The sequence below is a fragment of the Brevibacterium sp. genome, assembly GCF_022712115.1.
In the GTDB taxonomy this organism is placed as follows: domain Bacteria; phylum Actinomycetota; class Actinomycetes; order Actinomycetales; family Brevibacteriaceae; genus Brevibacterium; species Brevibacterium salitolerans.
This window is the reverse complement of sequence record NZ_JALAHB010000086.1, coordinates 1-10,615: the sequence shown is the minus strand read 5'-3', so window position 1 is coordinate 10,615 and position 10,615 is coordinate 1. Positions and strand designations below refer to the sequence as shown.

General features: G+C 69.4%; 7 protein-coding genes. 5 read left to right on the top strand and 2 right to left on the bottom strand.

Translation table 11 applies throughout. The features are described 5' to 3' along the window. Nucleotides 1-136: 136 nt before the first annotated feature. Nucleotides 137-1,042 (bottom strand): LysR family transcriptional regulator, encoded by a 906-nt coding sequence (locus tag Q0A33_RS05365; RefSeq protein ID WP_291794194.1) that lies wholly within the window; start codon nucleotides 1,040-1,042, stop codon nucleotides 137-139. A gap of 236 nt (nucleotides 1,043-1,278) precedes the next feature. Here Q0A33_RS05365 and Q0A33_RS05360 point away from each other — a divergent pair, with 236 nt between their 5' ends. From Q0A33_RS05360 to Q0A33_RS05340, 5 genes are all read left to right on the top strand, one after another. Continuing rightward, nucleotides 1,279-2,397 (top strand): PrpF domain-containing protein, encoded by a 1,119-nt coding sequence (locus tag Q0A33_RS05360; protein WP_291794192.1) that lies wholly within the window; start codon nucleotides 1,279-1,281, stop codon nucleotides 2,395-2,397. A gap of 8 nt (nucleotides 2,398-2,405) precedes the next feature. Then, nucleotides 2,406-3,491 carry a hypothetical protein gene (locus tag Q0A33_RS05355; protein ID WP_291794190.1) on the top strand — a complete coding sequence of 362 codons (1,086 nt, stop codon included), beginning with the start codon at nucleotides 2,406-2,408 and terminating at the stop codon, nucleotides 3,489-3,491. A gap of 94 nt (nucleotides 3,492-3,585) precedes the next feature. Continuing rightward, on the top strand, nucleotides 3,586-5,550 hold the full coding sequence (locus tag Q0A33_RS05350; protein ID WP_291794188.1) for a tripartite tricarboxylate transporter permease: 1,965 nt from the start codon (nucleotides 3,586-3,588) through the stop codon (nucleotides 5,548-5,550). A gap of 126 nt (nucleotides 5,551-5,676) precedes the next feature. Continuing rightward, nucleotides 5,677-6,765: an LLM class flavin-dependent oxidoreductase gene (locus Q0A33_RS05345; protein ID WP_291794186.1), complete on the top strand. Its 1,089-nt coding sequence runs from the start codon at nucleotides 5,677-5,679 to the stop codon at nucleotides 6,763-6,765. Nucleotides 6,766-6,980: 215 nt separating this feature from the next. Further along, entirely contained in the window at nucleotides 6,981-8,060 is a 1,080-nt protein-coding gene (locus Q0A33_RS05340; protein WP_291794184.1) for an NlpC/P60 family protein, read from the top strand. Nucleotides 8,061-8,324: 264 nt separating this feature from the next. On the opposite strand, the gene pepN is transcribed toward Q0A33_RS05340, so the two are convergent. Next, nucleotides 8,325-10,615, bottom strand: a 2,291-nt coding sequence (gene pepN, locus Q0A33_RS05335) for an aminopeptidase N (RefSeq protein ID WP_291794182.1), incomplete at its 5' end; no start/stop codon positions are given.

Here is a 10,615-nt window from a genome sequence, read left to right as displayed (position 1 = left end):
GGGGGGCCGCCCCCCATTCCCGGGCGTTCCTGGCCGGCCCCTCGTCAGGGAGGGATTGAACCGGGGGTCGGCGCGGTGGTGGAGACGCGCATGGCGTGTGCCCACCACAGCCGTCGGGCCGGCGCCGTTGCGTTGTTCACCGGTCGCGGACGCTGTCGAGCAGCGCCGAGCGGAAAGCCACCTCCGCAGGCGAGTAGACGCGTTCCTCACGCTGCCCGACCATGATGCGGCGCTCCGGAGCTTTGGCTCCCAGGCTGAGGATTCTGATGCCCGGGTGGGTGAGCGTGACGGCGCTGCTCGGTGCCAGCGCAACCCCGATGCCCGCGCTGACCATCGCCTGTGCTTCCTGGTAGTCATTGGCGTACATCGCGATCGTGGGGCGGAATCCTGCTGCTGTGGCCGCGCGATCCAGCACCTCGACGACCGGGTGCTCCTCCGCCCGGACCACCCACGACTCGTCTGCGAGGTCCGCCATGTCCACGTGCGCGGCGTGGGCCAGGGGATGGTGCTGCGAGACCAGGATGACGAAAGGCTCCCGGAACAGTTCCTCGACCCGTATCCCCTCCCTGTCGAACGGACGCCAGGGGTGGTCCCAGAGCAATGCGAGATGTGAGAAGCCGCGTTCGAGGTCCGTGACCAGCTGGTCGATGCGGGTGCTCCGGATGGACAGGGCGACCGCCGGGTACTGGGAGCTGAATCGTTCGATCACGAGGGGCAGGAACGAGGAGGCCACGGTGGGGAATGCGCCGATGACCAGTGATCCCCGCTTTCCGGCCGTCAGGTCCTCGAGGTCGGATCGTGCTGCGTCCATGTGGCGCAGGATCTTGCGCGCGTGGGCGGCGAGCACCATTCCCGCCTCCGTGGGCACAACGCCGCGGGGTCGTCTGCGCAGGAGCGGCTGGCCCACCTCCTGCTCCAGGCGGCGCAGCTGCTGGGACACCGCGGAGGGGGTGTAGGAGAGGAGGTCCGAGGCGGCGGTGACGGATCCTGTCTCCACGGTCTTCACGAAGACCTCAAGTCTTTTCGAGTCGAAGGTGACCATTTCTTTAGCGTACCTACATCTCTGTGTGTCTCGCATGACATCGGCGTGAACTCGGCGAATCCTCCTCTTTGCCGGCCTCGCCTCCGTCGTTCCGCGCCGAGTTCTGCTCATCTGCCGCTTTCCCACCCGTTCTGTTGTTAGCACCGCTTCATCAAGCTGTACAGAACTGACATTGTGCTTAAGGCGAGGCCCGCTCACGATGGGTGCGTATTCGGATGTCGTGAGAGGAGAAGCCGGTGAAGGTCAGAGCACGATGGATGAGGGGCGGCACCAGCAAGTGCTGGGTGTTCGATGCCGCGGATCTGCGGGAGACGGGGTTCTCCGCGGATTCGGCTCTGCCTAGAATCTTCGGGAGCCCGGATCTCCGTCAGCTCGACGGCGTCGGAGGTGCGACCTCGACGACGAGCAAGGCCCTCATCGTGGAACCCGGCGGGATCGCCGATGCGGACGTGAGCTACACCTTCGCCCAGGTGGGCATCGAGGAGGCCACGGTGGACTGGGGGAGCAACTGCGGGAACTGCTCGGCGGCTGTCGGCCTGTTCGCTCTCGAGAACGGATGGGTGCCGATGACAGCCGGTGTGACGGAGGTGCGCACGCTCAACATGAATACGGGGCAGGTGATCATCCAGACGATCCCGACTCCGGAAGCGCGTCTGCCCGAGGACCCGCAGGATTCGATTCCGGGCACCGTCTTCACAGGGCACGGAGTGGAACTCGGGTTCGTCGCACCCGAGGGGAAGACGACCGGCGCAGTGCTGCCTGCCGGAGAAGCGGTCTCGGCGTTCCGTGCGGCGGACGGCCGGCGGGTGAGGGCGAGCCTCGTGGACGCCGGCGCTCCGCTGGTCATGGTCGATGCGGAGAGCTTCGGCCTCATGCCCGAGGAGTATGCGATGTGGGCCGATCTGATCGCGGATCGGCTGCCGGAGCTCGACCGCATCCGTCGTGCCGCCGCCGTCACCATGCGGCTCGTGGAGGCTCCCGAGGAGGCCGAACGTGCGATTCCGAAGATCGGGCTCGTGAGTGCGGCGGTCGAGGCGGGATCGGACGTGCAGGTGCTCATGCTGTCCATGGGGCGCCCACACCCTGCGATGCCGATCACCGGGAGCGTGGGCGTGACCGTTGCGGCACGCACCCCCGGCACGACGGTGGCCGAGTGCCTCCGGGGACCGGTGGGTGCAGAACTGCGCATCCGCATCCCGGTGGGTGTGATGTCCACGTCCACGGTGGAGCGTCCGGAGGGCCGCACGGTCGGCATCCGGCGCACTGCGCGCACGCTGGCAGATGCGCAGCTCCTCGTGCCCGATCGTCAGATCGAGCGCGCGGCCGCGCTCCTCACGGCGGGGGCGGCCTCGTGAGCGTCCCCATGTCCAGGCGCGCACTTCTGAGCGGCGGAGCGCTGGCGGCCCTGGCCGGGATCGCCGGGTGCGCGCCCGCACAGACCGGATACACGCCGTCCGGAGAGGGGATCGTGGACGTCGTCGTACCCTACGGTTCCGGAGGCACCGACACCTGGGCCCGGTTCATCACGCCCTATTTCGCCGCACGGCAGCCGCACGTCACCCGCTACCAGATCGAGAACGTCCCGGGAGGGGAGTCCATCACCGGCACCAACGCCTACGTGCGTGACGGAGTGACCGACGGACGTCAGACCCTCGTGGTGTCCGCGACGACCTACTTCCAGAGCATCCTGGGACAGCATGCGGTCGAGTTCGACTTCCTCGACATGGAGCCGCTGGCGCTGAACGGCACCGGTGCCGTCCTCTGGACGAGCGCTGACACCGGCATCCGCTCGGTCGAGGACCTGATCGGCAACTCCGCGCAGTACCGCTATGCGGGCATGTCGGCCTCGGGCCTCGACTTCATCCCCCTGCTGGCGCTGGAGGCTCTGGGCACGAACTTCCGCGGTGTGTTCGGGATGGAGGGACGCGGTCCCACCCGGCTGGCCGTGCAGAGGGGCGAAGCCGACCTGGACTTCCAGACGACCTCGTCGTATCTCAGCCAGGTCAAGCCCATGGTCGACGCCGGTGACGCGGTTGCGCTGTTCTCCGTGGGGAGCCTGGAAGACGGAGAGATCGTCCGTGACCCCAATGTGCCCGACATCCCGACGTTCACCGAGGTGTTCGAGGGTCTGAGCGGGCGAAGCGATCACCATGAGCTCGCCTACGAGGCCTTCCGTTCGTTCTCCGTACCGGGCTTCTTCTATCAGAAGGGCCTGTGGACGAATGCGGGAACGGATCCCGGCGTCATCGAGGACTATGCGCGTGTGGTGGACGAGCTCAACGGCGACGAGCAGTTCATGGAGGAGGCGGCGGACGCCCTCGGCGGCTATGAGCTGGTCGCCGGTCCCGAGGCGAGGGATGCCTTCAGAGAGGCCCTCCGCATGGACCCGGAGGTCCTCGCCTTCGCCAAGGATCTGCTGAGGGAGAAGCACGACGCCGTGCTCGACTGAACTGCTGCACTCCTGCCTGATTCACACGGTGCCGGGGCGATTCGCGGACGAATCGCCGGTGCCGGGACATTTCACCTGACTTGAGGAAACAAAGATGTTTGAAGCAGCTGGCGAAGCGCTGTCGGCCTTCGCCGATCCCGCGATGCTCCTGTTCCTGGGAGTGGGAGTCGTCGTCGGAATCGTCATCGGCGTGATCCCCGGGCTCGGCGGCACAGGCGCGGTGGCCGTGCTCCTGCCCTTCGTGTTCGTGCTGGAGCCCAACCAGGCCATCGCCATGATCATCGGCGCCGTCGCGGTGGTGCACACCTCTGACGTCATCACCTCCGTGGTTCTCGGGATACCCGGATCCGCTGCGGCCTCGGTGTTCCTGCTCGACGGCCACGAGATGGCGAAGAAGGGACAGGGCGGCCGGGCGCTGTCCGCCAGCTTCATCGCGTCGACGATCGGCGGTCTCGTCGGCATCGTCGCGCTCACCCTGGTGGTGCCGATCGCCACGCCCATCGTCACGTCCTTCGGCTCGCCGGAGATCTTCGCGCTCATCGTCATGGGCGTGTTCCTCACGGCCATGCTGTCGAAGGGGAACGTCGTCAAGGGGCTCATGGTCTCCGCCTTCGGTCTCGCACTCGGCCTCGTGGGGGTCTCTCCGGTCTCCGCGGAGTACCGCTACACGTTCGGCTCGGAGTTCCTCACCGACGGGATCGGCCTGGTCGCCGCAGCGCTCGGGATCTTCGGGCTCGCGGAGATCATCGACCTGGTGGCGAAGAAGAGTGCGGTGTCGGACAGGGAGATCAGCCTCGGCGGAGGCTGGGGCGCCGGCCTGAGGGACATCGTGACCTACAAGTGGGACGTCTTCCGCGGATCCGCGGTGGGCGTCGGGGTGGGGATCCTGCCCGGCGTGGGCTCCACGGCCGGCTCGTGGCTCTCCTACGGGCAGGCGCAGGCCTTCGCCAGCCGGCGGGCGGACAACCGGTTCGGCAGCGGCGATCCGCGCGGTGTCATCGCGCCGTCCGCTGCGAGCAACGGCATCGAATCGGGCGCGCTCATCCCCACGCTGCTCTTCGGAGTGCCGGGCGCCGCACCGTTCGCGCTGCTGCTGGGCGTGCTGCTGATCTTCGGCGTGCAGCCCGGTCCGGGGCTCATCACCAACGACCTGGACCTCGTGTACGTGATCGTATGGTCCTTCGCAATCGCAAGCGTGATCGGCGCGATTCTCGCGTTCTTCATGGCGCGGCCGCTGGCCCGACTGAGCTACGTGCCGTTCCCCGTCCTCGCGGCAGCCCTCATCCCGATCCTGTTCATGAGCGGGTTCCAGGAGCCTCTCAACCTCAACGTCTTCTACCTCATGCTCCTCCTGGGCATCGTGGGTTGGGTCTGCAAGGTCGTGAACATCCCGCGTGCCCCGTTCCTCATCGCCTTCGTCCTGGCCGAACCCCTGGAGCGCTACTACTTCCTCACGGTGAATGCCTTCCCTGTGAGCGAATGGGCCACCCGGCCGTTCGTCCTGGTGGTGCTGCTCATCCTCGTGGGCGCGATCGTCGTCCCGATCATCCGCCGTGCGAGGAGGCGGACCAGGACCGTGGAAGCGGACGTCCAGTTCTCCGAGAAGTCGGACATGCCCGTCCCCATGTTCGTGGAGATGGCGGTCTCGGTGCTGATGCTGCTCTTCTTCGTCGCCGCCATCGTGCTGTCCTCGGGGTTCTCGGACAGCGGACGCCTCTTCCCCGTGGCAGTGGGCTCGGTGGGCGTGCTGCTGGCGCTCATCAGCCTGGGACGTGACGCCGGCCGGGCGCGGGCGGACGGGCTGGGCCGCTTCGACGACGTGTGGATCGCGCGGCTGAAGGTCGTCGGGAAGTCCACGCTGTGGGTGATCGGCTACATCTGGCTGGTGTTCGCCTTCGGGATGATCGTCGGCTCCGGGCTCTTCACCTTCGTGTTCCTCCTCGCCGCCGCTCGCAGGAAGATCCTGTTCGCGCTGATCTACACCGCCTGCATGGTGGGTGTGCTGTACGTCCTCATGGAGTTCGCGCAGCTCGTCCCGCCCAGCGGCTATCTGTTCTGAGCTCAGGAGCCCCTTCCGGCCGGCCTGACGCGTCGGAGACGGAAGCCGATGGCGTATGCGTGGGTGCCCGGGGCATGCTCCGCCGAAGGGGGAATGAACCCCGCTCGGCGGAGCGTTGTCCCTGGTATGGCACAGTCTCCCGCGCTCTCCGTCCTCGATCTCATCCCCGTCCGCCTGGGGCAGACCACCGGCCAGGCACTCACGGCGTCGCGTGAGCTGGTGCGCGCGGCCGATCACCTCGGCTACACCCGCTACTGGGTGGCGGAGCACCACAACATGCCCGCGGTGGCCTCGACGGACCCGGCCGTCGAACTCATGCACCTGGGGCAGGGCACCTCGCGCATCCGGCTCGGCTCCGGGGGAGTGATGCTCCCCAACCACTCGCCGCTGGCCGTCGCGGAGCGCTTCGCGCTGCTGAGCGCGGCCTTCGGGGACAGGATCGACTTAGGGCTCGGCCGCGCGCCTGGCACCGATCCCTACACCTCCCTCGCGCTCCGCGGCCACCTGGGGGAAGGCCGCCTCGTCGACGCCCAGGGACAGGCCGTCGACCCGGTCGAACAGTTCCCCCAGCACATCGCTGACATCCTCGCGCTCCTGTCTCCGGCGGGTGCCGCATTCGACACCCGCCAGGGCAGGCATGCGCTGCACGCGTCGCCGCGGGTGGACGAGGCGGCCCAGGTCTGGCTGCTCGGATCCAGCGGATACTCGGCGCAGCTGGCGGCGGCCATGGGCCTGCCCTACGTGTTCGCGCACCACTTCATGGGGCGGGGGACCGAGGCGGCGGTGAAGCTCTACCGGGACTCCTTCACGCCCACCCAGTACGGAGAGGAGCCGCGCACGTTCCTCACGGTCAACGCGGCCGTGGGCGCGACGACGGAGGAGGCGTGGGCGCTGGTGCAGCCGCACGTCTACCAGATGGGCTCCCTGCGCCTCGGCACCGGCCTGGAGGCTCAGCGCTACGTGGGTGAGGACGTCGAGTCCGTCATGACGGAGGGGCACCGCAGGGTGGGCGAGTCCATGTGGGACTCGTGGGCAGTGGGCACCGCCGCGGAGGTTGCCGCCAAGCTCCGCGACCTCGCCGAGCGCTTCGACGTCGACGAGCTCATGATCCATCCCATCGCCGGTGCCCGCCCGGACGATCCGATCGACGCGGCCCCCGCCCGGCTGCACACGGTGGAGGCGCTGGCCGGCGAGTTCGACCTCGAGCGCGCCTGAGCGCGGCCTCCCCGTCCGGAGACCGCCCACGGCGTGGCCGCAAGCCGCCCTGCATGCAGCCGCTCCGAGGCATCTCGGAACTCGGAGTGTGACGCGCGGGCGGGAGAAGGTTCCCTCGGGAAGGGTGAGCCGGTATCGTCGTAGTCTGAACGGTGTCTTCCCCCATGCACCGCGCCGTGGTGGTCCTGCGGTGCAAGACCGAAAAGAGTATGAACGTGAAAGCGAAAGCACTTCTGCCTGCCCTGGGCGTGTGCGCGCTCGCACTGACTGCGACGCCCGTGCACGCACAGGCTGCCTCTGACCTCAGCTCCGGCGCTGACGACGGCGGCGCCCTCCGCGTCGAGTCCGACGGCAGCCTGGACGAAGGCGACACCGCATTCGTCGCCGTGACCGCGGCGACGGTGTGGTCCGAGAAGGACTCCCCGCGCGAGGTCGACGAGCCCGCTCTGGGCGATTCGCCGGACCTGCGCGCATGGGACCGCGCACTCGACCGGAGCACGGAGACCCGGCGCGGTCTCACCGGCCTCGTGGAGACGCAGGCCGGCTACGGCTCCGAGGTGCGCGTCCTGGACGTCGACGGTCGCTGGGCGAAGGTGGCCGTCGTCGACCAGGAGACGCCCAAGAACGAGGACGGGTATCCGGGGTGGGTGCCCACCGCACAGCTCGTGGAGAACGACCGCTTCGCGGAGCTCCGCGACGAGCAGCCCACCGCCGTCGTGACGGCGAAGTTCGCAGAGCTGTCGGACATCGACTACGCCGAGTTCGACGGTGAGGCGCCGGAGGCTCCGATCAACGCCGAGCTGCCGCTCATCGCCCAGGACGAGGACGACGTCCGCGTCGCCCTGCCCGGCGGAGGTGCTGCGTGGCTTCCCGTGGGCAGCGTCCGTGTGGACGACCCGGAGCACGGCTTCGAGCTCGACGAACCCACCGGCGGCGACCTCGTGGAGACCGCCCGGCAGTTCGAGGGCGTCGACTACCTGTGGGGCGGCGTGAGCCCCATAGGCTTCGACTGCTCGGGGTTCACGTACACCGTGTTCCGCGCCCACGGCATCGAGCTCCCCCGCGACGCCGGCGACCAGCAGAACACCGGCACCACGGTGAGCTCGTCCAAGCTCAGGGCCGGGGACCTGTTGTTCTTCGCCCGAGGCGGCAGCGGCCGGGCGCACCACGTCGGGATGTACATCGGCGACGGCAAGATGATCCACGCGCCGAACGCCTCGAAGGACGTCGAGATCGTCAACTGGCGGTCGTGGGACACCGGCGGCCAGTTCGCCGGCGCCAAGCGCTACCTCTGAGCCGCTCCCCGGGCGTGCCCGCGATGTGCGGGCGCCGGTCCGCCGGCTGCGATGCGCCGTCCTGGCCGGTGGCCTCCGCCGCAGTTCCGCTCACTGCGCCTCCGTGTTCCCACGCTGGAGCGTGGGAACACGGAGGCGCAGTGCTGTGAGGCGGAGGTGAGCTCGCAACGCGGAGCCGAGGCGGCGCGGAGCTGAGCTCGCAGCGCGAAGCCGAGGCGGCGGCGGGCCGCGGCTTCACCGCTCAGCCCACCTGTCCGCAGCCCTTCAGCCTGCCTCTCCGCGCAGGCGCATGGCACGGGCGAGATCGTCGCGGGCCTCGATGAGCAGGCGCCGCTGCGCGGCCGGGGCGTCCGGATGGGCGATGAGCCACTCGTCGGTCCGGGCGGCCACCCGGCGCGGTCTCACGGACCAGCGCGGGTACAGCCCCACCACCAGCCGCCGGGAGATCTCGATGGGCCTGTGCGTCCACCAGCTCTCGAGCTGGGCGAAGTAGTCGTCCACGCGGTCCTCGAGCATCGGATACGGAGCGGGCGCGGTGAGCCCGCTGATCCGTGCGGAGAGCATCTCGTTGGAGAGCGAGGAGTCCTGTGTGGCCTCCTCCCACGCTCGGTCCCGCGCCACGGCCAGCGGGCGTGCGGCGCGGACGCTGGCGGCGTTCACCGCGCCGGAGCCCGAGCGGTCGAGCGCGGCCTCGGCCTCGATGTCCTCGACCTCGGCCCAGCCGAGCACCACGAGCGCGCGCAGGGCCTCCCAGCGCAGCGCATGGTCGGCCAGGAGGCCGGGGGCCGTCTCCGTGAGAGGATCGCCCACCTCGACGGTGAGCACGTGGGAGGCGAACGCACGGCCGGCGCGGGTGACACGGCTGGCGCCTCGTGCTCCCGCGGTGCGAGCGGTGAGGGAGAGTGCGAAGCGGGCGAGGCTCACCTGCTGGTCCGAGCCGGCGGGCACGGAGGAGACGGCCTCGAGCGCGGACTCCAGCATGGCCGCGACGGCGTCGACCCGTTCCTCGCCCGGCACCCACTGGCCCAGGGCGGTGCCCACCGTCGCCATAACGGAGCTGAGGATCCCCGGATGCGTCTCGGAGGCCAGCACGCCGGCGGCGGCCTGCAGATAGGCGGTCACGGGAAGCTCGCCGTCCCGCGCGGCATTGCCCAGGGCGGAGAGCACCAGCGCACGGTCCATGGGGTCCTCGAGGAGGCGGACGCTGCCGATGGCGGTCTCCGTGGACTGCGGGTCGAGGCGGACCTTGGCGAAGTCCGCGTCTCCGTGGTTGAGCAGCAGGAGGGCAGGCCGCTCCTCACCGATGAGCTGCGGCAGCGGCGCGGACTCCTCGGCGAGTTCCACGTCCCAGGTGCGGGTGCGGACGAGCCGGGGGCCGGCCTCGGGCGCTGTGCCCTTCTCGCCCTGCTCCTCGAAGTCGAAGGCCGCGAGCGTGAGCCGGTGGGGACGGAGCACGGGCGTGCGCGACTCTCCGGCGAACGTGTCGCGCTGAGTCAGACGGGCCTGTGTGATCCGCCGGGTGCGGGATGCTCCCGCCTCCGGTGAGTCCTGGGTGCCGGAGTCCTCCACCTCGAGTCGCAGCTCGGAGGTGCCCCGCGTCTGCAGCCAGGCGGCGGCCCAGGCCCGGACGTCGCGGTCCGGCGCGGCCGCATCCAGCGCTGCCAGGAAGTCCTCGAGCTGCGCGTTGCCGAACGCGTGCGCGGCGAAGTAGGCCCGCGAGCCGGCGACGAAGGCCTCCCGGCCCACATAGCCCACCAGCGCCTTGAGGACGCTCGCACCCTTGGCGTAGGTGATGCCGTCGAAGTTGAGCTTGGCGGCCTCCACGTCCGGGATGTCCGCGACGATGGGGTGGGAGGTGGGGTACTGGTCCTGCCGGTAGGCCCAGTCCTTGCGGCGGAGGGCGAAGGTGACCCAGCCGTCGGTGAACTCCGTGGCCTCGGCCAGGGCCAGCCCTCCCATGTAGTCCGCGAAGGACTCCTTGAGCCACAGGTCGTCCCACCAGCGCATGGTCGTGTAGTCGCCGAACCACATGTGCGCCATCTCGTGCAGGATCGTGTTGGCGCGCGCCTCCCTGTCCGCCCGGGTGGCCCGGTCGCGGTGGAGGTAGGAGTCCGTGAACGTGACGAGTCCGGGGTTCTCCATGGCGCCGAGGTTGTACTCGGGCACGAAGATCTGGTCGTACTTGCCCCACGGGTAGGGGATCTCGAACAGCGCATGGAAGAAGTCGAGCCCCTGGGTGGTGACGGTGAGGATCTCGTCCGCCTCCATGTGGGCTGCGAGGGACTGCCGCGCGTGCACGCCCAGCGCGATCTCCTCCCCGGTCTCCGGATGCCGGTAGGAGCCCGTGACGCTGGCGTAGGGGCCGGCGCACACGCAGGTGAGGTAGGAGGACACGGGCAGGGTGGGGGAGAACCGCGTGAGCTGCATGGGGCCTCGGGCGGGGGACGTCCCCGCAGTCCCTGCCGGCAGGTCCGTGACCTGCTCCGCCGCCGTGTTGCTCAGCACCGTCCAGCTCGCCGGGGCGAGCACCTGGAAGGTGTAGGAGGCCTTGAGGT

Excerpts from the sequence above, each read along its gene's own strand:
- Q0A33_RS05355 (WP_291794190.1), top strand. The coding sequence starts at position 2,406 with ATGTCCAGGCGCGCACTTCTGAGCGGCGGAGCGCTGGCGGCCCTGGCC.
- Q0A33_RS05345 (WP_291794186.1), top strand. The coding sequence starts at position 5,677 with ATGGCACAGTCTCCCGCGCTCTCCGTCCTCGATCTCATCCCCGTCCGC.
- Q0A33_RS05350 (WP_291794188.1), top strand. The coding sequence starts at position 3,586 with ATGTTTGAAGCAGCTGGCGAAGCGCTGTCGGCCTTCGCCGATCCCGCG.
- Q0A33_RS05365 (WP_291794194.1), bottom strand. The coding sequence starts at position 1,042 with ATGGTCACCTTCGACTCGAAAAGACTTGAGGTCTTCGTGAAGACCGTG.